This is a genomic window from Paraburkholderia sp. RL18-085-BIA-A (assembly GCF_046027075.1).
In the GTDB taxonomy this organism is placed as follows: Bacteria; Pseudomonadota; Gammaproteobacteria; order Burkholderiales; family Burkholderiaceae; genus Paraburkholderia.
Genome location: NZ_JARESU010000031.1, coordinates 1 through 24,745, shown reverse-complemented (window position 1 = coordinate 24,745; position 24,745 = coordinate 1). Strand labels below are relative to the sequence as shown.

At 65.9% G+C, this 24,745-nt stretch carries 22 protein-coding genes; 6 read left to right on the top strand and 16 right to left on the bottom strand.

Annotated features, from left to right (window positions below):
* Window position 1 precedes the first annotated feature (1 nt).
* The 4 genes from hutU to P0D89_RS21735 all read right to left on the bottom strand — a co-directional run bounded on the left by hutU (window position 2) and on the right by P0D89_RS21735 (window position 5,273).
* Window positions 2-1,690, bottom strand: coding sequence for a urocanate hydratase (gene hutU, locus P0D89_RS21750; RefSeq protein WP_408362867.1), 1,689 nt, complete (start codon window positions 1,688-1,690; stop codon window positions 2-4).
* A 65-nt stretch (window positions 1,691-1,755) separates the two neighbouring features.
* Entirely contained in the window at window positions 1,756-2,451 is a 696-nt protein-coding gene (gene hutC, locus P0D89_RS21745) for a histidine utilization transcriptional repressor HutC (RefSeq protein ID WP_408362865.1), read from the bottom strand.
* Window positions 2,452-2,475: 24 nt separating this feature from the next.
* A complete protein-coding gene (gene hutH / locus P0D89_RS21740; RefSeq protein ID WP_408362863.1) occupies window positions 2,476-3,996 on the bottom strand; it encodes a histidine ammonia-lyase in 1,521 nt (506 codons plus the stop codon).
* A 380-nt stretch (window positions 3,997-4,376) separates the two neighbouring features.
* Window positions 4,377-5,273, bottom strand: a complete 897-nt coding sequence (locus P0D89_RS21735; protein ID WP_408362861.1) for a LysR substrate-binding domain-containing protein — start codon at window positions 5,271-5,273, stop codon at window positions 4,377-4,379.
* Window positions 5,274-5,487: 214 nt separating this feature from the next.
* On the opposite strand from P0D89_RS21735, the gene P0D89_RS21730 reads away from it, so the two are divergent.
* Both P0D89_RS21730 and P0D89_RS21725 read left to right on the top strand, forming a co-directional pair.
* A complete protein-coding gene (locus tag P0D89_RS21730; protein ID WP_408362859.1) occupies window positions 5,488-6,465 on the top strand; it encodes an NAD-dependent epimerase/dehydratase family protein in 978 nt (325 codons plus the stop codon).
* Between the two features lie 108 nt (window positions 6,466-6,573).
* Complete coding sequence (locus tag P0D89_RS21725; protein WP_149672812.1) at window positions 6,574-6,756, top strand: hypothetical protein; 183 nt, start codon at window positions 6,574-6,576, stop codon at window positions 6,754-6,756.
* A gap of 89 nt (window positions 6,757-6,845) precedes the next feature.
* On the opposite strand, the gene P0D89_RS21720 is transcribed toward P0D89_RS21725, so the two are convergent.
* The 3 genes from P0D89_RS21720 to P0D89_RS21710 all read right to left on the bottom strand — a co-directional run bounded on the left by P0D89_RS21720 (window position 6,846) and on the right by P0D89_RS21710 (window position 9,731).
* A complete protein-coding gene (locus P0D89_RS21720; RefSeq protein ID WP_408362857.1) occupies window positions 6,846-7,583 on the bottom strand; it encodes a DUF899 domain-containing protein in 738 nt (245 codons plus the stop codon).
* Between the two features lie 196 nt (window positions 7,584-7,779).
* The gene (locus P0D89_RS21715) at window positions 7,780-8,205 is read right to left on the bottom strand and encodes an ArsR/SmtB family transcription factor (RefSeq protein WP_408362855.1); all 426 of its coding nucleotides are present in this window, start codon (window positions 8,203-8,205) and stop codon (window positions 7,780-7,782) included.
* 143 nt (window positions 8,206-8,348) lie between these two features.
* The gene (locus P0D89_RS21710) at window positions 8,349-9,731 is read right to left on the bottom strand and encodes an NCS2 family permease (protein WP_408362853.1); all 1,383 of its coding nucleotides are present in this window, start codon (window positions 9,729-9,731) and stop codon (window positions 8,349-8,351) included.
* 483 nt (window positions 9,732-10,214) lie between these two features.
* On the opposite strand from P0D89_RS21710, the gene P0D89_RS21705 reads away from it, so the two are divergent.
* Both P0D89_RS21705 and P0D89_RS21700 read left to right on the top strand, forming a co-directional pair.
* Window positions 10,215-11,198 (top strand): PRC-barrel domain containing protein, encoded by a 984-nt coding sequence (locus P0D89_RS21705; protein ID WP_408362851.1) that lies wholly within the window; start codon window positions 10,215-10,217, stop codon window positions 11,196-11,198.
* The gene (locus P0D89_RS21700; RefSeq protein WP_408362849.1) at window positions 11,195-12,451 is read left to right on the top strand and encodes an MFS transporter; all 1,257 of its coding nucleotides are present in this window, start codon (window positions 11,195-11,197) and stop codon (window positions 12,449-12,451) included. The genes P0D89_RS21705 and P0D89_RS21700 overlap by 4 nt, the downstream gene beginning before the upstream one ends.
* Before the next feature lie 151 nt (window positions 12,452-12,602).
* On the opposite strand, the gene P0D89_RS21695 is transcribed toward P0D89_RS21700, so the two are convergent.
* Both P0D89_RS21695 and P0D89_RS21690 read right to left on the bottom strand, forming a co-directional pair.
* Window positions 12,603-13,976 (bottom strand): MFS transporter, encoded by a 1,374-nt coding sequence (locus tag P0D89_RS21695; protein ID WP_408362847.1) that lies wholly within the window; start codon window positions 13,974-13,976, stop codon window positions 12,603-12,605.
* Window positions 13,977-14,060: 84 nt separating this feature from the next.
* Complete coding sequence (locus P0D89_RS21690; RefSeq protein ID WP_408362845.1) at window positions 14,061-15,233, bottom strand: M20 aminoacylase family protein; 1,173 nt, start codon at window positions 15,231-15,233, stop codon at window positions 14,061-14,063.
* 117 nt (window positions 15,234-15,350) lie between these two features.
* Between P0D89_RS21690 and P0D89_RS21685 the strand changes: the two genes are divergently transcribed.
* Window positions 15,351-16,301 (top strand): LysR substrate-binding domain-containing protein, encoded by a 951-nt coding sequence (locus P0D89_RS21685; protein WP_408362843.1) that lies wholly within the window; start codon window positions 15,351-15,353, stop codon window positions 16,299-16,301.
* A gap of 48 nt (window positions 16,302-16,349) precedes the next feature.
* Here P0D89_RS21685 and P0D89_RS21680 read toward each other — a convergent pair whose 3' ends face one another.
* Complete coding sequence (locus P0D89_RS21680; RefSeq protein WP_408362841.1) at window positions 16,350-17,243, bottom strand: LysR family transcriptional regulator ArgP; 894 nt, start codon at window positions 17,241-17,243, stop codon at window positions 16,350-16,352.
* A gap of 97 nt (window positions 17,244-17,340) precedes the next feature.
* Between P0D89_RS21680 and P0D89_RS21675 the strand changes: the two genes are divergently transcribed.
* The gene (locus tag P0D89_RS21675; RefSeq protein WP_408362839.1) at window positions 17,341-17,958 is read left to right on the top strand and encodes a LysE/ArgO family amino acid transporter; all 618 of its coding nucleotides are present in this window, start codon (window positions 17,341-17,343) and stop codon (window positions 17,956-17,958) included.
* Window positions 17,959-18,033: 75 nt separating this feature from the next.
* Here the strand turns inward: P0D89_RS21675 and P0D89_RS21670 are convergent, their stop codons facing one another.
* The 6 genes from P0D89_RS21670 to bcsE all read right to left on the bottom strand — a co-directional run.
* On the bottom strand, window positions 18,034-18,378 hold the full coding sequence (locus P0D89_RS21670; protein WP_408362837.1) for a hypothetical protein: 345 nt from the start codon (window positions 18,376-18,378) through the stop codon (window positions 18,034-18,036).
* On the bottom strand, window positions 18,375-19,931 hold the full coding sequence (bcsG, locus tag P0D89_RS21665) for a cellulose biosynthesis protein BcsG (RefSeq protein WP_408377176.1): 1,557 nt from the start codon (window positions 19,929-19,931) through the stop codon (window positions 18,375-18,377). The genes P0D89_RS21670 and bcsG overlap by 4 nt, the downstream gene beginning before the upstream one ends.
* 42 nt (window positions 19,932-19,973) lie before the next feature.
* A complete protein-coding gene (gene bcsA / locus P0D89_RS21660; protein WP_408377197.1) occupies window positions 19,974-22,469 on the bottom strand; it encodes a UDP-forming cellulose synthase catalytic subunit in 2,496 nt (831 codons plus the stop codon).
* A 182-nt stretch (window positions 22,470-22,651) separates the two neighbouring features.
* Window positions 22,652-23,440, bottom strand: coding sequence for a cellulose biosynthesis protein BcsQ (gene bcsQ / locus P0D89_RS21655; RefSeq protein WP_408362833.1), 789 nt, complete (start codon window positions 23,438-23,440; stop codon window positions 22,652-22,654).
* Entirely contained in the window at window positions 23,437-23,643 is a 207-nt protein-coding gene (locus tag P0D89_RS21650; RefSeq protein WP_408362831.1) for a hypothetical protein, read from the bottom strand. Before P0D89_RS21650 ends, bcsQ begins: the two co-directional genes overlap by 4 nt.
* A partial coding sequence (gene bcsE, locus P0D89_RS21645; protein WP_408377174.1) for a cellulose biosynthesis protein BcsE occupies window positions 23,643-24,745 on the bottom strand: 1,103 nt, incomplete at its 5' end. The genes bcsE and P0D89_RS21650, both read right to left, overlap by 1 nt.

Below are 24,745 nucleotides of genomic sequence, written 5' to 3'. Positions count from 1 at the left end.
ATCAACGGCCCAGCATCGGCAGATTGAGGCCCGCCTCGCGCGCGGTTTGCTGCGCGAGTTCATAGCCGGCGTCCGCATGACGCATCACGCCGGTGGCCGGATCATTGAACAGCACGCGACCCAGGCGCTGCTGCGCCGCGTCGCTGCCGTCCGCGACGATCACGACGCCCGAGTGCTGGCTGAAGCCCATGCCGACCCCGCCGCCATGATGCAGCGACACCCACGACGCGCCGCCCGCGGTGTTCAGCAGCGCATTCAGCAGCGGCCAGTCGCTGACCGCGTCCGAGCCGTCCTTCATCGATTCGGTTTCGCGATTCGGGCTCGCCACCGAACCGGTGTCGAGGTGATCGCGGCCGATCACGATCGGCGCCTTCAGCTCGCCGTTCTTCACCATCTCGTTGAACGCCTGGCCCAGACGGTAGCGATCCTTCACGCCGACCCAGCAGATCCGCGCCGGCAGGCCCTGGAACGCGATGCGTTCGCGCGCCATGTCGAGCCAGTTGTGCAGATGCGGATCGTCGGGGATCAGTTCCTTGACCTTCGCATCGGTCTTGTAGATGTCCTCGGGGTCTCCCGACAGCGCGACCCAGCGGAACGGGCCCTTGCCTTCGCAGAAGAGCGGCCGGATATACGCCGGCACGAAGCCCGGGAAATCGAACGCGTTTTCGACGCCCATTTCCAGTGCCATCTGACGGATGTTGTTGCCGTAGTCGAGCGTGGCCGTGCCGCGTTCCTGCAGCGTCAGCATCGCTTGCACCTGTTTGGCCATCGACTGCTTGGCGGGCGTGACGATCGAATCCGGCGCGGTCTTCATGCGCTCGCGCCAGTCTTCGACGCTCCAGCCTTGCGGCAGGTAGCCGTGAATCGGATCGTGCGCGCTGGTCTGGTCGGTCACGCAATCCGGCGTGATGCCGCGCGCCACGCATTCCGCGAACACATCCGCTGCATTGCCGAGCAGGCCGATCGACACCGGCTTGCCTGCTTTCTTCGCTTCTTCAAGCATGGCAAGCGCTTCGTCGAGCGTCTTCGCTTTCTTGTCGACGTAACGCGTCTTCAGACGGAAGTCAATGCGCGTCTCGTCGCATTCGACCGCGATCATCGAGAAGCCGGCCATCGTCGCCGCGAGCGGCTGTGCGCCGCCCATCCCGCCGAGACCGCCGGTCAGAATCCAGCGGCCCTTCGGATCGCCGTTGAAATGCTGGTTCGCCACCGAGAAGAACGTCTCGTAGGTGCCCTGCACGATGCCCTGGCTGCCGATGTAGATCCAGCTGCCCGCGGTCATCTGCCCGTACATCATCAGACCCTTGCGATCGAGTTCGTGGAAGTGTTCCCACGTCGCCCAATGCGGCACCAGGTTCGAATTGGCAAGCAGCACGCGCGGTGCGTCCGCATGCGTGCGAAACACGCCGACCGGCTTGCCCGATTGAATCAGCAGCGTCTCGTCTTCGTTCAGATCCTTCAGCGACTGGAGAATCTGATCGAAGCAATCCCAGTTGCGCGCCGCGCGACCAATGCCGCCGTACACGACGAGCGCGTGCGGATGCTCGGCCACTTCGGGGTCCAGATTATTCTGGATCATCCGGTACGCGGCTTCCGCGATCCACGTCTTGCAGGTCTTTTCCGCACCGCGCGGTGCGCGGATCGTGCGGGTGGGGTCGAGTCGCGGGTCGATGTGTTTCGGGTTGTTCATGGTGGCCCTCGGAAGGCTTGGAGATGTTCAGGAAAGATTCAGCAAATGATTCGGGACAAGCGTAATCAGAAATGGCCGGTGAAGCGGTAGCGGCTGCCGGGATGCCACAGATTGGCGATCGACGCGACCTGGCTTTGCGACCACGTGCGCCGATGCAGCACGAGGCAAGGCTCCAGTTCGTCCATCGTCAACAGTTCGCGCGTGTCGGCGTCCGCCGCCAGCGCTTCGATCCGGTACTCGACGCGCTGCAACGGCGCGACGCGCACGAGATAATGGTTCGGCGTGGTGTTCGTGAAGTCCTGCAACGCGTATTCGGGCGCGACCGCAGGATTGACCCAGCGCTCTTCGAGTTGCACCGGCTCATCGTTTTCGAAGTGCAGCACGCGCGAATGAAACACCGGACTGCCCGCGCTCACCTGCATCTCTTCGGCGAGCGCCTCGTCGGCGATGCTCGCACCGATGTGCAGCACCTTCGCCTGATAGCGATGACCGCGCGCGACGATTTCATCCGAGATGCTGCGGATCGCCACCAGCGTCGACTCGTACTTGGGACGCGCGACGAACGTGCCCGAACCCTGCACGCGCGTGAGCACCTGCTCCGAGGTCAACTCGCGCAGCGCGCGGTTGACCGTCATGCGCGCCACGTTGAATTCACGTGCAAGCTCATTTTCGGAGGGCACCTGATCGCCTTCAGCCCATTCGCCCGCGTGAATGCGCGCGAGGATGAAGTCCTTGATGCCCTGATAAGCCGGTGCGTTCATTGGCGTGATCCGCGTACTCGACACTTACTGTTCGGACACGAACGAGAACGGGCTCAGCTTCGCGATCGTGCCGTCCTGCACGAGCTTCGTGACCGCCGCGATGTCCGGCGCGAAGTAGTGATCGAGTTCGTAATGCGCGACGTCCTTGCGCACCGCGTCCATCGCCTTCTGCAGGCTGGGGCTGGTCTTGTGCGGCGCGCGCAGATCGACGCCTTGCGCGGCGGCGAGCAGTTCGATCGACAGGATGTTCGCGGTGTTTTCCGCGATGTCGCCGAGCTTGCGCGCGGCGAACGTCGCCATCGACACGTGGTCTTCCTGGTTCGCGGAGGTCGGCAGCGAATCGACCGAGGCCGGATGCGCGAGCGTCTTGTTTTCCGACGCGAGCGCGGCAGCCGTCACGTGAGCGATCATGAAGCCGGAATTCACGCCGCCGTCGCGCACGAGGAACGGCGGCAGGCCCGACAGCGTCGCGTCGATCAGGAGCGCGATGCGGCGCTCGGCCAGCGCACCGATTTCGGCGGCGGCCAGCGCGAGGTTGTCGGCGGCGAACGCGACCGGCTCGGCGTGGAAGTTGCCGCCCGACAGCACTTCGCCGGTGTCCGGGAAAATCAGCGGATTATCGGAGACCGCGTTGGCTTCGAGCAGCAGCACGTCAGCCGCGTGGCGCATCTGGTCGAGACACGCGCCCATCACTTGCGGCTGGCAGCGCAGGCTGTACGGGTCCTGCACCTTGTCGCAATCGGCGTGCGACACGTTGATGCCCGAGCCTTGCAACAGCGAGCGATAAGACGCCGCCGCGTCGATCTGGCCTTGATGGCCGCGCAGTTCGTGAATGCGTGCGTCGAACGGCTTGACCGAACCCATCGCCGCATCCACCGACAACGCGCCGGCTACCAGCGCGGTGCGGTACAGGTCTTCGATCGCGAACATGTTGTAGAGAGCGAGCGCGGTCGATGCCTGGGTACCGTTGAGCAGCGCGAGGCCTTCCTTCGCTTGCAGCGTGAGCGGCTTGAGGCCGACCAACGCAAGACCTTCGGTGGCGGGCATGCGCTCGCCCTTCGCGAACACTTCGCCGACACCGAGCAGCGCCGCCGACATATGCGCGAGCGGCGCGAGGTCGCCCGATGCGCCGACCGAACCCTTGACCGGGATCACCGGCAGCACGTCGGCGTTGTACAGCGTGATCAGCGCTTCCATCACTTCGCGGCGGATGCCCGAGTGGCCGCGGCCGAGGCTCGACAGCTTCAGCGCGATCAAGAGACGCACGACCGGACGCGACATCGGCTCGCCCACGCCGACCGCGTGCGACAGCACCAGATTGCGTTGCAGCAGTTCGAGCTGGTCGCGCGGGATGTGCGTGCTGGCGAGCCGCCCGAAGCCAGTGTTGATGCCGTAGGCCGGCTCGCCCTTCGCGGCGATGTCGGCAACGGCTTGCGCGCAGGCGTCGATGGCGGCGTGGCTGGCGGGATCGAGTTGCAGTGTGACGTGGTTGCGTGCGATCTGGCGCAGTTGCGGGAGAGTCAGGTAGCCGGGTGTCAGAATCATGGTGTCGTTGTCCTGTCTATACAATTTCAATGAAGTCTAGCGGCGCCGGCTTGTATATACAACTTGTTTTTAGAGCTTCCGGGCTAGGGATTTTCCATTACATGAAGGCGTAGCACGCTTGTTCATCCCGTGAATTCCGGTTTTGAACAGCAGTTCGAAGCGAAGGGGCTTGCTGTGTTCGGCTCGTGAAGTTGTATATACACGTTAACAACACGCGGCGCTATGTGGACAAAAACATCTCGCATGCGAGCGAGGCCGGTGACCCACGGGTTCAAGCGAGCCATGAGAGCCGCTTGCGGACAAAAAAAACCCGCCTGCCTGTGCGGGCAGCGGGCCTATGTCGGCAGCGCAAAAAGGGAAGCGCGAGGAGACACGCGCCGCTAAAGCTCCACGCGCGCCGCGATGAAATCCAGAAAGCACTGCACGCGCCCCGCCAGCGACGCGCTCTGGTAATACACCGCGCTCACCGGCTGTCGCTCGTCGATCAACACGTTGCCGAGAATCGGCACGAGGCGCTCGTCGCGCACGTCGGCGGCGGTCATGAAATCCGCGAGACAGGCGATGCCCCAGCCCGACAGCGCCAGCTGCCGCAGCGTCTCGCCGCTCGACGCGGTGATTGCCGGTTCGATCTTCATTGGCGCGGCCTTGCCCTTGCGGCCCTCGCGCAGCGGCCAGCGGTTCAGATGCTCCGGCGCCGTGAAGCCGATCAGGCGATGAGCGCGCAACGCGTCCACCGTTCTGGGCTCGCCATATTCAGCCAGATACGCCGGGCTCGCGAGCACCCGCAGCCTGCTGCTGCCCAGCGCGCGCGCATGCAAGGTCGAATCCTGCAACGCGCCGATCCGGATCGCGATGTCCACCTTCTGTTCGAGCAGATCGACGATCCGTTCGTTGCTGGTCAGCTCCAGGCGAATCTCCGGATACAGCGCCGAAAACGCGGTCATGTGCGGCGCCACGCAATGGAGCATGAACGGCGACGCCGCATCGACCCGCAAGCGCCCCGACGGCCGCTCGCGTCCGCGGGCGACGGATTCCTCGGCCTCTTCCATCGCGTCGAGAATCGCCCTCGCGCGCTGCAGGAACGCCTCGCCCTCTTCGGTCAGTTGCAGGCGGCGGGTCGTGCGCCGCACCAGCGTGGTGTCGAGTTTCTCTTCGAGGCGCGTGAGCGCGCGGCTCACGCCGGACACGGTCTGCCCCAGCTTTTCGGCCGCCGCTGTAATCGAGCCGCTGTCGATCACGGTGACGAACACCAGCAGCTCATCGGTGGACGTTCTCATTGTTGACTTCAAATCAAGACTGATTTGAGACTAACACGCTTTTTGCGAGAATCAAGACGGCGGATACTGCATGCCTGTCTCCTATCGCGGTCGACCAGAGTTAGCTCGTTAGCTGTCGGCCGGAGTTAGTGCTTCAGCACTTACTCCGGGCCCATGCAAAGCACTTACTCCGGTCCCATGAAGGATGGTTGCTATTTCCCTTAAGGAGTATGTCTTGAAGATTTTCATCACAGGCGCGAGCGGTTTCATCGGCGGTTCGATCGCGGCGCATCTCGTGCGCGCCGGCCATCAGGTGCGCGGCCTGATCCGCAAACCCGAACAAAGCGCCGAGTTACAACAGCTCGGCATCGAGCCGGTAATCGGCACCCTGGACGACCGGGCATTGCTGATCACCGAAGCACACGCCGCCGACGCGGTCATCAACGCCGCGAGCAGCGACCATGAAGGCGCCGTGAAGGCGCTGATCGAAGGACTCGCCGGCTCCGGCAAGCCGTTCCTGCATACGAGCGGTTCGAGCATCGTCGGCGATGCGTCGGGCGGCGAGGCGGGCGACGCCCGCATCTACCACGAGGACGCGCTGCCGACGCCGACTGCCGACAAGGCGGCGCGCGTCGCGATCGACCAGCTCGTGCTCGAATCGGCGCAGCAGAACATTCGTGCGGCAGTGCTGTGCAACACGCTGATCTACGGTCACGGCGCGGTGGCGGGCAGCGCCAGCGTGCAGTTGCCGCGGCTCGTGCGCCAGGCGCAAAAGAGCGGCGTGGTGCGCCATGTCGGCAGCGGCGGCAACATCTGGTCGAACGTGCACATCGACGACGTCGCCGAACTGTATCGCCTCGCATTGGAAAAGACGCCGGCAGCAACGTTCTACTTCGTCGAAAGCGGCGAGGCGTCGTTCCGCGACATGAGCACCGCCATCGCGCACGTGATGAAACTCGGCGAGCCGCAAGACTGGCCGCTCGATGAAGCGCAGAAGGAATGGGGCTATGAAATGGCGTCGTATGGTCTCGGGTCGAATAGCCGTGTGCGGGGCGAACGAGCGCGCAAGCTGCTCGGGTGGCAGCCGCGGCGCACGTCTGTGATCGAGTGGATCGAGCGGGAAATGATGACGCCGGAGACGGCTTCCTTCGGGGCGCCCCCCAAGGGGACTTCCTTCGGGGCGTCCCCCAAGGGGACTTCCTTCGGGGCGTAATCGCTGTAAGCCCCGCCGTTGCGGATCCGTAAGCTCATCTCGATAAAATCCCGCTCAACTGACCGTGCGATCCGACCTTCCGGATCGCACATGAGCCCGGATTTATCGATGGATTTCGCGCTGAACTTCGATTGGCTGACCAACCTGCTGGCGATTCTGTTCGTTGTGGCGTGCCTGTACGACTCACGCTACGACGAGTACGGCGTGTTGACGCTAGCCGCGGCCGCGATGGGCCTCGCCGTGATGGCGATGGAATTTTTCCTCAAGCCCGCTTTCGACATGGCGCTCTGACGCGAAGCGCACGACGCGCGGCGCAACGAGGCGCCAGCACCTGCCAGAACCTCTGCGCTTGCGCCTTACGTCAGGCCGCCCCGCATCGCTCAGGAACCGCACGCGGCGCAAGCGCCGCCCTTCTGCTCCTCGTACCGGTCGTGATGCTTGACCCAGTCGGTCAGATTGCTGGTCTCGTTGCGGCCTTTCGGCGTGACGTCCAGATGCGCGTACGTGTTGATGAACCGTTCGTCGCCGCGTCCATAGCACGAATACGTGTGGAACACGTCGCCGTTGCCGTCCTTGTAGAACACGCTGTGGCCGTGTTGCTCGTCGATGCCGACATCCTGCTCGGTGAAGTTGTAGAAGCCTTTCTTGCTGGCCAGCTGCTCCGGCGTGAACGACACGTGGTAGTCGAAATTGAAATCGCTGCCGCTCGACGACACCCATGGAAAGCCCCACCCCATGCGCTTTCGGAACGCCTCGATTTTCGCGAGCGGCGCGTGCGATACCGTCACGTACGACACGTCGTGATGCTCCAGATGCGTGACGATCCCGCTCATGTGATCCGACAGGAACGAGCAGCCGACACAGCCCTCTTCCCAATCCGGGCCCATCATGAAGTGATAGATGATCAGCTGGCTGCGGCCGTCGAACAGATCGGCAAGCGTCTTGCGGCCCTGCGGCGTATCAAACCAGTAGGTCTTGTCGACCTTGACCCACGGCAGCGCACGGCGTTTGCGGGCGAGTTCGTCGCCTGCGCGCATGTGCGCTTTCTCTTCGACCAATAGCGCACGGCTCGCGCCCAGCCATTCCTGTCTCGTACCAACGCGGTGTTGCGGGTCCATATCCGTCTCCTTTTCTGCGACGTAAGATCAATCGTGCAGCCTCGATCAGGCGCACTCGAAAGAATCCGAAGCAGTTCGAACGATCTCGGACTACCTCACGCTTCCAGCGGATCGAACTTGTCGGTTAAGCCGAGGCGATCGCCACCGCACATCCGTTGCCTGCGGACCGGTTCGACGCCGCGCGGATGCATCCGCGTCATCCATTGCGGCGTCGCCGTCCGCGCGCCGGAGACTCCGGCGGAGGTGGCGCGTGGATGTCACCGGCGGGTGCGGTTGGGCTCGGCAGACCTGGCTCGGGCTCCTGTTCGACGAACGCAGCAAGACGGTCGAACGATTCGGACCAGAAGCGCTGATAGCGGCCGAGCCACTCCATGGCTTCCTCCATCGGTCCGGCGCACAGCCGGCACGCGACCGTGCGGCCGGTTTTGTTGCGCGTGATGAGACCGGCCCCGCACAGCACGTCGAGATGCTTCATCACGGCGGGCAACGACATTGCAAACGGCTCGGCGAGTTCGCTGACCGACAGCTCGCGCTCCGACAGCCGCGCGAGCAACGCGCGCCGCGTCGGGTCCGACAGTGCGGCGAAGGTGCGATCGAGTACCGCATCGTTATACTTAACCATAAGGTTAAGTATAGAACCGTCCGGGTGGATGTCAAGGACATCTCGTCGGCCACGCGAAGCGGCCAACATCGCGCCGCCCCGCTCCGCATTCCAGCAAGGTTTCAGCAATACCCGGACACAAACCGGGCAGCCTCAGCGGCAAATCAGATCGCCCAGCCGCCGAGATAGAAACCCACCAGCACGACAGCGATCACGACCGTGCCCACGTTCAGCTTGCGATATTCGCCGCTCACCACACGGCCGATCACGAGCGTCGCGAAGCCGAGCATGATGCCCGTCACGATGTTCGCGGTCAGCACGATGAACACCGCGCACATCAGCCCGGACATCGCGTCGACCATGTCGTCCATATGGAGCTTGCTGACGTTCGACAACATCAGCAGCCCCACGTACATCAGCGCCGGCGCCGTCGCGTACGAAGGCACGAGACCGGCCAGCGGCGAGAAGAACATCACCACGAGAAACAGCAGCCCGACCACCGCCGCCGCCAGCCCGGTCTTCGCGCCGGCCGCGACGCCGACCGTCGACTCGATATACGCCGCCGCCGGCGCGCCGCCGAGCAGTCCCGAGAAGATCGAGCTGAGCGAATCGGCCGTCAGCGCCCGGCCGCCGTTGATGATGCGGCCGTTTTCATCGAGCTGGCCCGCTTGACCGGCCACCGCGCGAATCGTGCCGGTGGCGTCGAACACGGCGGTCATCACGAGCGCGAGCACGCTGGGCAGCACCGCCATCGACAGCGCGCCCTTGATGTCCATCGCGCCGATCAGCGACGCATGGCCCGGCGCGCTGAGCGACGGCACCGCGAACACGCCGTGGAACGACACAGCCGGATCGATCGCCAGCGCGATCGCCGAAATCGCGACGATCACGATCAGAATCGAGCCCGGCACGCGGCGGCGCACCAGCCCGAAAATCGCCCCGAGTCCCGCTACCGACATCAGCGCCGGCAACGCCGTGATATGACCGAGCGACACCGGCAGTCCGGCGCCCGGATTCTTCACGACCAGCCCCACGTCGTTGGCGGCGATCAACAGCAGAAACAGCCCGATGCCGATCCCCGTGCCGTGCGCGATGCCGGTCGGCAGATTGCGCAGGATCCAGGAACGCACGCCTGTCACCGAGATCGCGGTGAACACCACGCCCATCAGGAACACCGCGCCGAGCGCGACGTTCGGATGCAGCCCCTTGCCGAGCACGAGGCCGAACGCGGTGAACGCGGTCAGCGAAATCGCGCAGCCGATCGCGATCGGCAGGCGCGCCCACACGCCCATCAGCAGCGAGCCAAACGCGGTGGTCAGGCACACGGCAACGAATACCGCGCTGGTGTCGAAGCCCGCTTTGCCGAACATGCCCGGCACCACGAACACGGAGTAGACCATCGCAAGGAAGGTCGTGATGCCCGCGACGATCTCCTGACGCTGCGTGCTGCCGCGCGACGAGATGTCGAAATAGCGGTCGAGTAAGCCCTTTGCGTCGAACGATTCGTTCGCGACTTCGGAAATCGCCTGGGCGTGGGGTTCCATCATGATGAGTGCCTCCTTTATCAGCATGCTGAAACGGCCGTCGATTCGGCCGTCGTCAGGGTTCGTCTCGTTGGGTTGGTTTAATGTGTGGTGCATCTCTTCTTGTTGCCTCGAAATGTAGGGCAACACAGATATGGCTCCAATCGCATGGATGGCATGCCGGACATGTCGCGACGCTTATATCGTTCAGGGGCGGCAAACCGCGTCGGCGCGCCGCGTGTTTACACCTACGGTTTGTCATGCAGACGTGAAAGGCTTCTGACGGTTTCGCGGGCGGCATACTGTCTGCGAAGGCAAAGGGGCCCCAAAGCGCGGCGAACGCGTGGCGCATACCCCGCGCGGGGCATGAAGCGTGCTTGCAGAGCGCAGCCGGATCGCCCGCGAAAACCGGGGCCGCCCGACGTCGCGGGTTAAACTCTGGCCCGTACCTCGATAACCGCGGCGGCACTCTGCGCCCGTCCGCACCGGCCCATGGAGTTTTTCCCGATGACTGGCGGCTTTTCGCGTCCTGCCTGGCGCGTGCTGATTCTCGCTGTGTTCGCGCTCTTCGCGCTGTCCGGCTGCAGCCTGTTATGGGGCCCGCAGCAGGCGCCGATCGTCGACGCGACGGTCATGCCCGTCGAACCCGCCAGCGCGCCGGTGGCGGCTTCCGCGCCCGAGCCGGTCGAGGCCGAAGCGAATGAACCCGAGCAGCCGAAGAAACCGAAGAAGCCAGTCGAGAAGCCGCACAAGGTCGAGCCTCCGCCGCCCGTCGCCACGCCCGCGCCGCCGCCGCCCCCACCCCCGCCGCCGCCGCTGATCGTGCTGCGCACGATCGAGCGCAACGAGGCGCGCGCGCTGCTCGATAGCGAAGTGCAGAAGCCCGACGGCAAAGTGGTCGGACGCGCGGTCGACGTGATCGCCGACGCGCTCGGCAAGCCGCGCGAGATGGTCGTCAATCTGCAGGGCTTCCTCGGCGTCGGCGACCGCAAGGTGAATTTCCCGTGGAGCGCGTTCCGCTTCACGCCGACCGCGAAGACCGCGCCGATCATGCTCAACGCCGGGGCCGTGCCGGCCAGCGCGGTCAAGTCCAATGCCGTGCAGTTGCCGCTGATCGACGCCACCGTCGAGCGTTCGAACGGCGCCAAGGTCGGCCGCGTGATCGACGTGCTGATCGACGCCAATGCGCAGCCGCAGGCGGTCGTGCTCGACGTCAACGGCATGGTCAGCACCGAACGGCGCACGATCGCCGCGAACTGGTCGGCGCTGCACTTCGTCACGCGCGACAAGGAGCTGCATCCGCTGCTCGAACTGAGCGACGCGCAGATCAACGCCACGCCGCTCTACGCCAGCGACAAACCGATCCGCGCGGTGTCGCCGGCGCCGCCGCCCGCTCCCGCGGCGGCTCCCGCGTCCGCGCCAGCCGCCGCTTCGGCGCCTGGCGGCCCGTCGACGGCCATCGCGGTCTCCAACGCACGGGCGGCCCGATGATCGGCCGCACTCTGGTCACGGCACGCAGTCTGCGCGCGCTCGATTGGCTGAATTTCTTCGTTGCCAACGTGCAGACTGGCTTCGGGCCGTTCATCGCGTCGTATCTCGCGTCGCATAAGTGGACCCAGGGCGAGATCGGCATGGCGCTGTCGGTCGGCACCATCAGCGCGATGGTGAGCCAGGTGCCCGGCGGCGCCGCCGTCGACGCGTTGCGCAACAAGAAGGCCGCGGCCGCGTGGGCGATCATCGCGATCATCCTGAGCGCGGTGCTGCTGGCCGCCAGTCCGACCGTGCTGCCGGTGATCGCCGCCGAGGTGTTCCACGGCTTCGCCAGTTGCATGCTGACGCCGGCGCTCGCCGCGATCTCGTTCGCGCTGGTGGGACGCGCGAATCTCGGCGACCGGCTAGGTCGCAACGCGCGCTGGGCGTCGATCGGCAGCGCGGTGGCGGCCGGCCTGATGGGTCTGTTCGGCGAATACTATTCGCCGCGCGCCGTGTTCTGGCTGACCGCCGGACTCGCGGTGCCCGCACTGATCGCGCTGACGATGATCCAGCGCACCGACACCGTGGAGTTGCCGAAAACCGCGCCGACGCCGCAGCAGCTCGAACGGCGCGAGAGCCTGCGCGAGCTGCTGCGCGACAAGCGGATGCTGCTGTTCGCGGCGTGCATCGTGCTGTTCCACCTGTCGAACGCGGCGATGCTGAACCTGGCGGCGGGCGAAGTGACAGCCGGCATGGGCGACAACGTTCAGCTCGTAATCGCGGCGTGCATCATCGTGCCGCAAGCGATCGTCGCGATGATGTCGCCGTGGGTCGGACGCTCGGCGGAACGCTGGGGCCGACGGCCGATCCTGCTGCTCGGATTTTCGGCGTTGCCGATCCGCGCGTTGCTGTTCGCCGGAATCAGCAGCCCTTACTTGCTGGTGCCGGTGCAGATGCTGGACGGTTTGAGCGCCGCCGTGTTCGGCGTGATGCTGCCGCTGATCGCCGCCGACGTCGCCGGCGACAAGGGCCGCTACAACCTGTGTATCGGACTGTTCGGCCTGGCGGCGGGGATCGGGGCCACGTTGAGCACAACCGCCGCGGGCTTCGTCGCGGATCATTTCGGCAATGCAATCAGCTTCTTCGGCCTGGCTGCCGCGGGTGCGCTGGCTGTGCTGCTGGTGTGGGCGGCAATGCCCGAGACGCGCGATGCGGCGGCGGCGGGCGGTGATGCGCCGGTGGCCGATGGCGGGAAATCGGCGGCGAGGTGAGCGCGGGCAAGTAACCGCAACGGCTCGTCGCCGCACATGCAAAGAGGCGCGATAAAAACTTATCGCGCCTCTTTTCCATTGTGGCCGGTCCGTCAGTACGAACAGCGCGAGCAGCAGCGCGAACCTTGCGCCGCCCTCGCCTGCCTGCACCTCAATCAATCGGCCGCCCCGCCGTCTCGCGCATCCACGGCAACGGCAGCAACGACACCAGCCCGCAGCCGATCAGATACCAGGCCGGCGCGAGATTGCTGCCCGAAATCTGGATCAACCACGTCGCGAAGAACTGCGCGAATCCACCGAAAATCGACACCCCGAGGCAATAGACAATCGACATGCCGGTCGCGCGAATCGCGCGCGGAAACATCTCCGGCAGCATGACGATATTAGGCACGGCGGTAAACGCGACCAGCACCCCGAGCGCCGCCACCACCGACAACAAAACCGGCACGGTCGGCACGGCATTGATGATCATGAAAGCGGGATACACCGCGACGATCAGCAACACCCGCGACACCCACAACACGCGTTTGCGTCCGACGCGATCGGACAGAGTCCCCGCGAACGGCGAGCAGATCACCGTCACCACCGCCGCGGTCCACGCCGCCCACAACGCCGACGACATCGGCAGATGCAGGATACGGATCGCGTAGGTGGACAGATAAAACAGCACGATGTAGTTCGCCGCGGTGCCGCCGATCGTCGTCAGCACACCCATCGTGATGACGCGGGCATGGTCGCGAAACAGTCGGCGCACCGGCTGCGAAACGGGCACATCGGCCGCCGCTTGAGACGTCCCGCCGTCCTCGATGCCCGGCAGCGTTTCGTCCAGATGACGCCGGATATAAATCCCGATCGGCCCCATCGCCATGCCGATCACAAACGGCACGCGCCAGCCCCAGCTTTCCAGCGCGGCGCTCGACAGCGACGCCGCCAGCACGACCCCGAGCAGCGACCCGCACACCGTGTTCAAGCCCTGGCTCACGAACTGCCAGCTGCCATAGAACCCGCGCGTTCTGTCGCTGCCGTACTCCAGCAACAGCGAGGTCGACGCGCCGACTTCGCCGCCCAGCGCGAAACCCTGAACCAGCCGCGCGAGAATCACCAGCAGCGGCGCGGCGAGGCCGATCGTCGCATAGGTCGGCGCGAACGCGATCAGCGCCGAGCCGAGCGTCATCAGCCACAGCGTCAGACTCATCGCGGCCTTGCGGCCCGCGCGATCGGCATACGCGCCGAGCACCACGCCGCCCACCGGACGCATGATGAAACCGACGCCGAACGTGCCGACCGCCAGCATCAATTGCGCGAGCTGGCCTTCCACCGGGAAATACAGCTTGCCGATGATCGTCGCGAAGAAGCTGTAGATCGTGAAGTCGAAAAACTCCAGACCGTTGCCGAGCGTGATCGCGGCAATCGCTTTCGCGTGGTGCATGCGCGCGGCCGGCTGGGCGGTCTGCGGTGCGTTCGCTACGCTCTGCCTGCCGAGCGCGTCGGCGCCCGCGGGTTGCGGTGTGGCGGAATAGTCCATTTGTCTCTCTCCGTGATGTGCTGGCTGCTGACGCGGCGCGGCGCGGCGCGCGGTGCCGCTCGCTATCGCATGCTCTGCTGCGCGTCAGACCAGAAACGTCTGCGCGAGTCTCACCCAATAGGCCGCGCCGGTCGCGAGGCAATCGTCGTTGAAGTCGTAGCCCGGGTTGTGGACCATGCAGCCGCCCTCGCCGTCGCCATTGCCGATGATCAGATAACTGCCGGGACAACGTTCGAGCAGGAACGCGAAGTCCTCGCTGCCGGTGAGCGGCTGCATGTCCGCGATCAGCCCGTCTTCACCGAGCCAGTCGAGCGCGACCTCGCGCGCGAGGCCGGTCATCTGCGCATCGTTGACGAGCACTGGATAGCGGCGCTGATAATCCACCTCGGCCCGCGCGCCGTACACCGCCGCCTGGCCGGTGGCCACGGCCGTGATGCGCTCCTGCAGGTAGTCGCGCACCTCGGGTTTCAGCGCGCGCACCGACAGGCGCATCTCGGCGGTCTCCGGAATCACGTTGGGCGCTTCGCCCGCGTGGATCGCGCCGACGGTGATGATCGCCATGTCGAGCGGCGCGATGTTGCGCGACACGATCGACTGCAAGGCCAGCACGATCTGCGCGCACACCACCACCGGATCGATGGCCTTGTGCGGCACCGCGCCGTGGCCGCCGCGTCCGGTCACCTTGATGATCACCGTATCCGACGAAGCCATGAACGAGCCCGGCAGGAAGCCGAACTTGCCAGTCGGGAAGCCCGGCATGTTGTGCATCGCGAATACGGCGTCGCACGGAAACTGTTCGAACAGGCCGTCTTCGAGCATTTGTTTCGCGCCGGCCTCGCCTTCTTCGGCGGGCTGAAAAATCAGATTCAGCGTGCCGTCAAAGCCCTTTTCCTGCGCGAGATGTTTGGCGGCGGCCAGCAGCATCGCGGTATGGCCGTCGTGGCCGCATGCGTGCATCTTGCCGGGCACCTTGCTCGCGTACGGCAAGCCGGTGGTTTCGTGAATCGGCAGCGCGTCCATGTCGGCGCGCAAGCCCAGCTTGCGCGTGCCGTTGCCCACCTTCAACTGACCGACCACGCCCGTTTGCCCGAGACCGCGATGCACCGTGTAGCCCCACTTTTGCAGGCATTCGGCGACCAGGTCGCCGGTGGCGAACTCCTCGTAAGCCAGCTCCGGCTGCGCATGGATGCGGCGGCGCAGCGCGATCATTTCGTCTTCGAGTTCGGCGATGCCCGCCGGAATGGCCATGGTGTTCACGTATCGTCTCCGTCTATGAAAGCGTGAACCCAGCATAACGACGCCGATTTTCCAGCGGCAGGCGTAGAATCGTTGCGGCAGCAACTCCTGGTTGCCACCCCACTCCCGCCTCATCCGATGAAACTGCATCAACTCAGCACCTTGGCGGCCATCGCGGATACCGGAAGTATCCGGGCTGCGGCCCGCACCCTGGGACTCTCGCCGGCCGCCGTGACCAAGGCGATGCGCGAACTGGAAGCCGATCTGCACGCGCCGCTGGTGGTGCGCAGCGCGAGCGGTGTCGCGTTCACCGAGTTCGGCCGCGCGCTGGTCGTGCATGCGCGGCTGGTGCTGGGGCAATTGCAGCGCGCGCAAGCCGAGATCGAAGCGCTGCGCGGCGCGGCCGCCGGCAAGCTGTCGATCGGCGTCACGCCGTGGGTCGCGCTGACCTTTTTGCCGCCCACCGTGCAGCGGTTCCGGCAGCACATGCCGGAAGTGCAACTGGAATTCTTCGAAGGCCTGCTCGGCGTCGTGCAGCCGCGCCTGCGCGACGGCAGCCTCGATTTTTCGATTGGCCGGCCGCCGCCCGCGTCGCCGCAATCGGAGTTTCACAACGTGCCGCTCTTTTCAACGCATTCGGCGGTGGTCGCGCGGCGCGATCATCCGAAGGCCGGTTGCCGCACGCTGCTCGAACTGGAAGACGCGGAATGGGTGCTGAACTGGGACCCGGCGAGCCGCGAGTCGATCTCCGACAACCTGTTCCGCAAGCGCGGCATGCGCGTGCCGCACACGATTCATCTCGCGCATTCGCTGGCGGTCGTGCTGGGGCTGCTCGCGCATACGGACATGTTGAGCATCTTTCCGTGGCCGCTCGTCGAAGTGACGCTCGCGAAGGAGAACCTGTGGGCGCTGCCGCTGCGCGAGACGGTCGATGAAACCATCGTCAGCATCACGTCACGGCGTGGCGCGCCGACCAGTCCGGCGGCCGCGTGCTTTCTCGACTGTCTGCGGGAAGCGATCGACGAAGGGGCGCGCTCGCAAGATCCGGAGCAGCGCCGGCTGTTTCATTCGATCGAGTTGCTGCTTTAATAACGGCGCGCGCGGACCGGAAAACCGATCGCCAGCGCCCGCGCGGCTTCAGTCGAGAAAGTCCGCCGCCCGCTTGCGCAGCACCGCGCCGAAGTCGTCGAGCCAGCCGATCGACAAACGCCAGCTCTGCCAATACAGATCGACATCGATAGGCTTGCCCGGCGCCATCTCCACCAGTTCGCCGCTCGCCAGATGCGCGGCGACCATCCGTTCGGGACACATGCCCCAGCCGAGCCCCGTCACGCAGGCCCGCAAGAAACCGGCGACATGCGGAATCCAGTGCAGCGGCGGATCGACCTCGGCTCGCGTGATGCGGCGCATGAAGCGCTTTTGCAACTGATCCTTCGGATTGAAGTCGACGCACGGCGTGTGCCGCAAATTCTCGCGCGTGACCCCGTCGGCGAAGTAACGCTCACGAAACGCCGGCGAGCAAACCGCCAGATAGCGCATCCTGCCGAGCCGCGTGGAGCGGCAACCCTGCACCGGTTCGGCCTGCGTGGTGACCGCGCCTTGCACGCTGCCGTCGCGGATCCGCTCCGCGGTGTAGTCCTGATCGTCGATCACCAGATCGAGCAGCATCTCGCGCTCGACGCAAAATGGCGCCACCGCGTCGATGAACCAGGTGCCGACGCTGTCGTCGTTGATCGCCACGCGCAGCGCCGGCCACGGCTCGACGAGTGCGCCCGGCAGCGCCGGCAGGCGGCCGTTCAGCTCGGCTTCGAGCAGTTGCACGCGTTCGGTATGGCGGCACAGCAGCGCGCCCGAGGTGGTCGCGACGCACGGCTGGCCGCGTTTCACGAGCACGCTGCCGACCCGCTCCTCCAGCAGTTTGACCCGTTGCGACACCGCCGACGGCGTAACATTCAGTTCGCTGGCCGCGCGGTCGAACGAGCCGTGGCGCACCACGGCGGCCAGCGCGTCGAGCAAGGCGTAGTCGAGCATTAGCGTTCCTTAATCGGCATTAAGTAAATTAGCTTCTCTTATGAGCCGCAAAACCGCAGACTAGACCCGTTCGCTTCTTCCGTCTACTGGACCGTTTATGAACTGGCTGTCTTTTTCCCACGGCGCAGCCCTGTGCGCATCGCTGATCGTGACCATCGGCGCGCAAAACGCCTTCGTGCTGCGCCAGGGCATCATGCGCTCGCATGTCGGCAAGATCGTCGCGCTATGCGCGCTGTCGGACTTCATTCTGATCGGCGCGGGCGTCGGCGGCGCGTCGGTGCTGGTGGAACGCTACCCGGTGTTCGTCCATGCAATGCTGTATGTCGGGCTCGCGTATCTCGCATGGTTCGGCATCAATGCGCTGCGCCGCGCGGTGCGTCCGGGGCACGCGGTGCTGGACGCTACCGCGAGCGGCGTGGCGCCCACCCAGCGCGCGCTGCCGATCATCCTGATGACGCTTGCCTTCACATGGCTCAATCCGCACGTGTATCTCGACACCTTCCTGCTGATCGGCACGGCGGGCGCACGCGAGCCGCAAGGCGCACGGGTCGCGTTCGCGCTCGGCGCGATGGCGGTCAGCGGGATCTGGTTTGTCGGTTTGGGTTACGGGGCGCGCATGCTGGCGCCGCTGTTTCGCCGTGCGAGCGCGTGGCGTGTGCTCGATGGCGCGATCGGCAGCATGGTGCTGCTGCTCGCGGTCACGCAGTTGCGCTGATGGCGACGCGTTGCGGCGAAGGCGCGGATGAAGCCGTTGCCTTCCGCTGCGTTCGCTTTGTTGGTCAAACAGCCCTTATTCGACTTCCTGCTTCTGCGCCGGATTGCGCTCGACGGGCACGCTAGCTTCATCCGCCGGCAGGAGATTCATCAGCCGTGCTAGCACCGGCCACTTGATCAGCGACTGCTGAAACGACTCCTTCGCCTGACCGTCGAAATAGTTCGCGGGATCGACCTCGGGCAAACGGCGCGCGAGGCCGGTGATGTCGTCCACCGGCCAGCCGCCCGCGCTCGGAGCGATATTCGCGGCAGTTTTTCCCACCGCTTTCGCAGTCGCTTTCGATGCCGCTATCGAAGCCACGTCTGCTGCGGTCCCTGCGTCGGCCTTCACGGCTGCCTGGGTCAATTCAGTCTGCGTCATCTGCCGTCCACCCACACGCCATCCGGCGTCTTCACCACATAGCCGGACGCGGTCTTCATCGTCACCGTCCCTTCGTTTTCGCCGACCATCTGCGTTTGCGGCAAATTCGTTGCGTACTGCGACAAGGTCACGCCCGGCTTGAACGGACTGTTCGACACGAGGTTCGACAGCAATTGCGCGATCGCGAGGAAGCTGGTCGGATTGTCGATCACCGTGGTCGGCCCATGATTGCCCTGGAAGCCGACCAGCCGCACACCCACCGGTCCGTGCACGATGCGCGGCGTCGGAATTTCGCGCAAGCCCGCCACCTGGTTCGCGTCACCTCGCAAGGCCGCGCCGTGTTCCGGCACGAACACGATCACCGCGCGCCGGCCCGATGCCGCGATCAGATCCGCAAAGCGGTCGAAGTCGCTCATCAGCTTGTTCACGCGCTGCGGGTACGAATCGATGCTCGACAGATTGCTGTTCGGCAGCCGATTGCCGTCGTGCAGGCTGATCGTGTTGTAGTACAGCGCGACCGGCCCCGGCGTGCCGGCGCGCTGCGCATACCAGTTGGCGAGGGTCGCGTAGTCATCGCGAATCGCCGAGCCGTCGAACGCATGCATCGCGACCGGCACGCTGGTATTGGAAATCATCGGCACGTTCGGCACACCGGCGTTGTCGTGCACCAGTTGCAGGAAGTTGTCGAAGTGGCCGTCGTGGTTCAGCATCGTCTGCGGCGTGTAGCCGGCCTGCGCGAGATCGGCCAGCAAATGGCACTGCTGCGGCGCGTCCTTGTAGAGGTCCGCGTGCGCCTCCTGCCCGCAGCTCGCGCGCAGCACGCGAATCGCAGCCGGTCCGCTATAGCTCGCCGCCGTGCTGAAGTTCGTGAACAGATAGTCGAAATGGCTCAGCATCGGATGATTGCGCGCTTTCACCGCGTCGAGGTCGTCCCACGACAGCGAGCAGATATGCAGCACGATCACGGCGAACTGCGTGTTCGGATCGGTGCCGAGGTGACCGAACGTCACCTGACGCTGCGACTCCTGGGTGCGAAATGCGGCGAGCGCCGCGTTATGGTCGAGCGGCTGCGCGGCCAGCGCATTGCCCGATCCGGCCGCGGCCGCGTCAGGCGCGCTGCGCAGTTGCGCGAGCACCGTGCTGCCCTCATGCCACAGCGGAATCGCGATCAGCGCGAGCAGCACGAACGTCGCGACGCGCAACCAGCGGTTCACGATCAGATAAGCGACCAGTCCGCCGAGCGCGCCGAGCAGCAGCATCGGCGGCAAGAAACGCTGCGCGAGTTCGAGCCAGTAGCCGAAGCTGAACGTCGTGAGATTGCCGAACTCCTCGGTCAGACGCGAGAACGGCGGGACGTTCGCTTCGTGGTACATCAACGGGACGCCGATCGCGAGTCCGAGCAGGTTGCGCAACACGCGCAGCACGCGATGACGCAGCGTCGCGCTCGCCGCCAACATCAGCGCAAAGCCGAGATTGGCCAGCCACAGCGGCTGCAGATGCCCGCCCGCGTACAGGTACAGCTTGATGATGAAGTACAGGTTCCACACAGTCATGAACGAAGTTCTCTCATTGGCCGGGCGCGCGCGCCACCGGCGTTAATAGCGGGTACGGTCCAGCGCGAACAGCGACTGGCACGCGCGCAGCACACCGCTCAGCAGCCTCGAATAACCTTCGATGCCCATCGTCACCACGCCCTTCAGGCCGCGCAGCGGCGTGTCCTCGACGGTTTGCTCGCCCCAGTCGAGCCACGCGTCGGCGCGGCCGAACGTGCATTGCACCATCTGCCGTTCCTGTTCGAGCGTCAGCCCGTCGAAACGCACGCCCAGGTGCTTGCCGACAAAACGGCTCACGTGCACCGGGAAATGGAATTGCCGATCGCCACGGCTTAAGCACACGCCAAGGCTGTCGCCTGGCGCGAGCTTTAGTTCCGGGTCGACTTCGAGACCGAGACCGCCGGTCGAATAGTCGCTGGTGGTGCACGCGACCGTGGTGCCGTCCGCGAGCAGCAAGGTGGCCGCCGCGCGCATTGCGATGCGGTGCGTGACGCGCACCTGCTTCGCCTCGCGCGCCACGCTCGCCGCCGCGCCGAGCATCACGAGGTTATAGAGCGTCCAGAACACGTTCATCAGGATCGTCGGGGTTTCGCCACCCTGCCCGAACGTCAGCCGGTACACGCCGGCCATCAGCGCGCACGCGTTCAGGCCGAGCAGCACCAGATACGGTTTCGACACCGCCCAGTCGAAGTAGCCTTCGTCGATGCGCCCGCCTTTGTCGGTCACGTTGAATTTGCCGTGCTTCGGGCTGAAAAAGGCGATGGTGGTCGGCAGCGCGATGTACCACGCGAGCACCGATTCATACACTTCGGCCCAGAACGAGTGGCGGAATCTGCCCTGCATCCGCGAGTTCGCGATGTTGGCGAGCACGATGTACGGCAGCACGAAGCCGGCTATGGTGGTCGCCGATGCGTTGATGAAATACATCTGGAAGAACAGGTACGCCATCGGCATGGTCAGGAAGATGAGCCGCGGCACGCCGTAGAAGAAATGCAGCATTGCGTTGCCGTAGCACAGCCGCTGGAAGAAGCTGAGGCCGCGGCCGAGAAACGGATTATCGATGCGGAAAATCTGCGCCATGCCGCGCGCCCAGCGCGTGCGCTGTTTGATGTGGCTGGCGAGGCTTTCGGTGGCGAGGCCGGCGGCCTGCACGGTCGGCAGATAGGCGGTCTTATAGCCGCGCCGGTGCAGCTTGAGCGCGGTGTGCGCGTCTTCGGTGACGGTCTCCACCGCGACGCCGCCCACTTCCTCGAGCGCCGTGCGCTTGATCACCGCGCACGAGCCGCAGAAGAACGACGCGTTCCACAGATCGTTGCCGGACTGCACGAGCCCGTAGAACAGGTTGCCTTCGTTGGGCACGCGGCGGAACGTGCCGAGGTTGCGCTCGAACGGATCGGGCGAGAAGAAATGATGCGGGGTCTGCACCATCGCGCACCGGGCGTCGCGCAGGAAAGTGCCCATCGTGGTTTGCAGGAACGAGCGCGTCGGCACGTGATCGCAGTCGAAGATCGCGATGTACTCGCCATGCGTCTTTTCCAGCGCGCGGTTGATGTTGCCCGCCTTCGCATGACGATTGTCGTCGCGCGTGATGTAGCCGATGCCGGCCTCGCGCGCGAACTGTCTGAACTCCTCGCGATGGCCGTCGTCGAGCAGATACACGCGCAGCCTGTCGGCCGGCCAGTCGATGCCTTGCGCGGCGAACACGGTCGGGCGCACCACCGACAGCGGCTCGTTGTAGGTCGGAATATAGATGTCGACGCTCGGCCAGCTCGCGGTGTCGGCGGGCAGTTCGGCGACCGCGCGATCGAGCGGCCATGCGGTCTGCACGAAGCCGAGCAGCAGAATGATCCACGTATAGGCTTCGGCGCCGAACAGCAGATAACCGAGGATCGCCTCGCCGGGCGTCTCGAACGACAGCGTCTGCGTCACGCGCCACCATACATAGCGCGCCATCGCGAGCAGCGCGATCGTCGTGAGGATCAGCACCGGCATGCGGCCGGGAAAGCGCCGTATGAAAAGCGCGACGGCCACCAGCACCGCGAAGAATTCGAACTGACCTTCCGGGGCCAGCGGCGACGTGCCGATCAGCGTCCACAAGCCCGCGCCCGCCGCCACGAGAATGGGCAGCAGCCAGCGAATGTGGCCGAGGTGCTGCGCGCCCGCTTCGAGTCGCATGCCCCAGCGTTGCCACGGCAGGGTCGGCAGCAGCGCCTCTACGCGGCGGCGCAGGCGTCGCCAGCGCAATAGCAGCGGCACCAGCCAGCGGTCGATCCAGCCCAGCACCGCGCGCACTTGCGCCGCGCCGCTCTGCTCGGGCAAGCGCGGCGCACGAACGAACGCGCGCCACAGCCACGCGCGCAAACGATGCGGTTCGAGCACGCCCCATTGCAGCGCCAGATGCAGCACGGCGGCCCGGATCCAGCGACGCGCGTAGTCGGGCTTGCCGGGACGCGGAGGCTTGAAGAACAGGCGCACGAACCAGTCGAGCGGCGTGCGGCTCGCGGGTACGCCGAGGCCGTGAGCGAGCCAGTCGAGCATGCGCTGGCGCGGCGTGCGGGAGGCGTGCGCGGGGGTTCCCGGTTCGCGCGCGGGCTCAGTGGTGAGTTCGCCTGCAGGCTCGCTTCTGGGGCCGCTCGTGGGCACCCTCGTAGGCTCGCGACGTTGCCCACTATCACGCCCACTCATCGGCTCGCTACCAGGCGCTTCGCGCATCGGCTCGCTCATGTCGGTTCACCATGACGGCGCGCGGCCGTCAACGGCGCGCCGGCGACCCACGCGTCGACCCAGTTCGCCAGACCATGCAGATCGTGCGAGGCCTGCGAATGCGGCGCATCGTCGAAGAGCCACGTGCCGCGCGCGAACGACTCCGGCAGCGCCACGTCCAGATGCACGCGCTGCGCGAGCGGCACACCGTCGCCGAGCGCCGCCGCGAGCATCGCGAGCACGTCGCGCTGCATATCGCGCGCTGGGTTCAGCCGGTTCACGATGATCCGCAGATTCGCGCCGTCGCGCCGCAAGCCATCGAGCCGCGCGACCAGCGTCGCACACGCGGCCGGTTCGGGCGGCGTCACGCACAACACCAGGTCGGCGCAGCGCACCGCCTGCGCGGCTTGCTGCGACGGATAGCGCGCCGTGTCGATCAGCACGACGCCGTCGGACGGCAGATCGAGCTGCGCGAGCGCATTCGCGAGCCATTGCGGCTCGGCGGCAAGGCGCGCATCGCAGCGCGCGTCCTGCGCGAGCGACACCGCGCCGTAAGGCACGAACAGCACGCCCTCGGCATTGCGCCACGTATGCGTGTGCCACGCGACGGTGTCGTCGAGCAGCGCTTGCGCGATGCCCGCCGGCGCGAGCCCGTCGATGCCGAGATGCGCGCCGAGCATGTTTTGGGGATCGAGATCGAGCGCGACCACCTGGCGGCCGCGCCGCGCGAGCAACACCGCGAGCGCGGCACTCAGCGTGGTGCGGCCCGTGCCGCCCGCGGTGGAGACGACGGCGACCGTTTTCATCGCGTGGCCACGTCGATAGACTGCGTGTCGGGCAACAGGCGGGCGCGCAACGCGACTGGTTCGATGTCGCAGCGCACGGCGTCGCGCGGATCGAAGCCCCGCATCGCCGTGAACCCGCGGCGCGAACCGGCGCGCTGCCAGACGATCCACACCGGGACCGCGAGGATCAGGCCGATCGCAAAGTACGTCAGCAGGAATTCCATCAGTCGCTCTCCTTGTTGCGCACCGGCATCGCGTGAGGTTCGGCGCGGCGGTGTCGCGGCGGCGCGCGTAGGGTGGCGGTGTGTGGCGTGGCTTGGGGTTGCTGTTGCGTCGAGCCTTGCTGCGGCGTCAGGCCACCAGGCGGGTCGTCGCGCGTGGATGCTTTAACGGCTTTGGTTGCTTCGTCGTTCGTGGCGTTCGTGCCGCTTGTGCCGTTTTCGGCTTGCGCAGCGTCATTAACCGCGACCGCTTCGTCAGCCTCGGCACGCGCGCGACTCAACTCCTCGTCCAGCGTCGCTAGTTGCACCGCAGCGGACAGCACCCCATCTCGCGACGCTTCGCCTTCAACGCCCCCAGCTTGCGCACGCCCCTCCCCCAGTTTCCCCCGCTCCGGCAGCGCGAACAGATCGCTGTAGTCGGCAATGCGCGCGCGCCGGTTCGCCGCTTGCAGCGCATCGAGCTCAGCGCCGATGCGCTCTTCCGCCAGATGCACGAGCGTTTGCGCAATCCCCTCGACCGGCACGTCGAAGATGCGCGCGAGCGCCGCATCCGCGTCGGCCAGCCGGCACGCGAACAGGAACACGTACAGGTGCGCCGCATCGGCCGTGTACACGTCGCCCGCCCGGCGTGGCACGCAGTGCCTCAGCGCGTCCACGTGCGCGCACTGCGGCAGCAGGGTCAGCTTGACGAGCACGTGCGGCAATTGCAGCATCGCGCTGCGTTCGAGCACGGTGCGCACCCGCTCGCAGAACGCGGCGGGCGGCAGGTAGCCGAGCACGGCGTCGCTCAGCGCGGCGCTGAGCGCGGCGCGATAGTCGGCGGCGACCGGCCGCGTGTGGAGTTGCCCTTGCAGCGATTGCAGCAGCGACTGCATCCGCGAGAACGGCAGATCGCGGCCGAGCACGAGGTTGGCGCCGAGCGTCAGCACCAGCAGCTCGTATTGATGGCGCAGCACCTCGCCGCGTTCGACCACCACGATCTTCAGCGCGCGTCCCGCCTGACGGCGCAGCGCATGGATCGCCGCGCACAGCGCGTCGAGCTGCGCGCCGCCCGCATAGTCGAGCACCACGGTCGCGGGGGGGGGGGCGGCGCCGGCCGCGGCGC

Bases quoted from the DNA above. Each gene is read 5' to 3' on its own strand.
- bcsQ (WP_408362833.1), bottom strand. From the start codon at position 23,440: ATGAAAACGGTCGCCGTCGTCTCCACCGCGGGCGGCACGGGCCGCACC.
- P0D89_RS21720 (WP_408362857.1), bottom strand. From the start codon at position 7,583: ATGGACCCGCAACACCGCGTTGGTACGAGACAGGAATGGCTGGGCGCG.
- P0D89_RS21670 (WP_408362837.1), bottom strand. From the start codon at position 18,378: ATGACGCAGACTGAATTGACCCAGGCAGCCGTGAAGGCCGACGCAGGG.
- bcsA (WP_408377197.1), bottom strand. From the start codon at position 22,469: ATGCTCGACTGGCTCGCTCACGGCCTCGGCGTACCCGCGAGCCGCACG.
- P0D89_RS21725 (WP_149672812.1), top strand. From the start codon at position 6,574: ATGGATTTCGCGCTGAACTTCGATTGGCTGACCAACCTGCTGGCGATT.
- P0D89_RS21700 (WP_408362849.1), top strand. From the start codon at position 11,195: ATGATCGGCCGCACTCTGGTCACGGCACGCAGTCTGCGCGCGCTCGAT.
- P0D89_RS21695 (WP_408362847.1), bottom strand. From the start codon at position 13,976: ATGGACTATTCCGCCACACCGCAACCCGCGGGCGCCGACGCGCTCGGC.
- hutU (WP_408362867.1), bottom strand. From the start codon at position 1,690: ATGAACAACCCGAAACACATCGACCCGCGACTCGACCCCACCCGCACG.
- hutH (WP_408362863.1), bottom strand. From the start codon at position 3,996: ATGATTCTGACACCCGGCTACCTGACTCTCCCGCAACTGCGCCAGATC.
- P0D89_RS21735 (WP_408362861.1), bottom strand. From the start codon at position 5,273: ATGAGAACGTCCACCGATGAGCTGCTGGTGTTCGTCACCGTGATCGAC.
- bcsG (WP_408377176.1), bottom strand. From the start codon at position 19,931: ATGACTGTGTGGAACCTGTACTTCATCATCAAGCTGTACCTGTACGCG.
- P0D89_RS21675 (WP_408362839.1), top strand. From the start codon at position 17,341: ATGAACTGGCTGTCTTTTTCCCACGGCGCAGCCCTGTGCGCATCGCTG.
- hutC (WP_408362865.1), bottom strand. From the start codon at position 2,451: ATGAACGCACCGGCTTATCAGGGCATCAAGGACTTCATCCTCGCGCGC.
- P0D89_RS21710 (WP_408362853.1), bottom strand. From the start codon at position 9,731: ATGATGGAACCCCACGCCCAGGCGATTTCCGAAGTCGCGAACGAATCG.
- P0D89_RS21650 (WP_408362831.1), bottom strand. From the start codon at position 23,643: ATGGAATTCCTGCTGACGTACTTTGCGATCGGCCTGATCCTCGCGGTC.
- P0D89_RS21685 (WP_408362843.1), top strand. From the start codon at position 15,351: ATGAAACTGCATCAACTCAGCACCTTGGCGGCCATCGCGGATACCGGA.
- P0D89_RS21705 (WP_408362851.1), top strand. From the start codon at position 10,215: ATGACTGGCGGCTTTTCGCGTCCTGCCTGGCGCGTGCTGATTCTCGCT.
- P0D89_RS21680 (WP_408362841.1), bottom strand. From the start codon at position 17,243: ATGCTCGACTACGCCTTGCTCGACGCGCTGGCCGCCGTGGTGCGCCAC.
- P0D89_RS21715 (WP_408362855.1), bottom strand. From the start codon at position 8,205: ATGGTTAAGTATAACGATGCGGTACTCGATCGCACCTTCGCCGCACTG.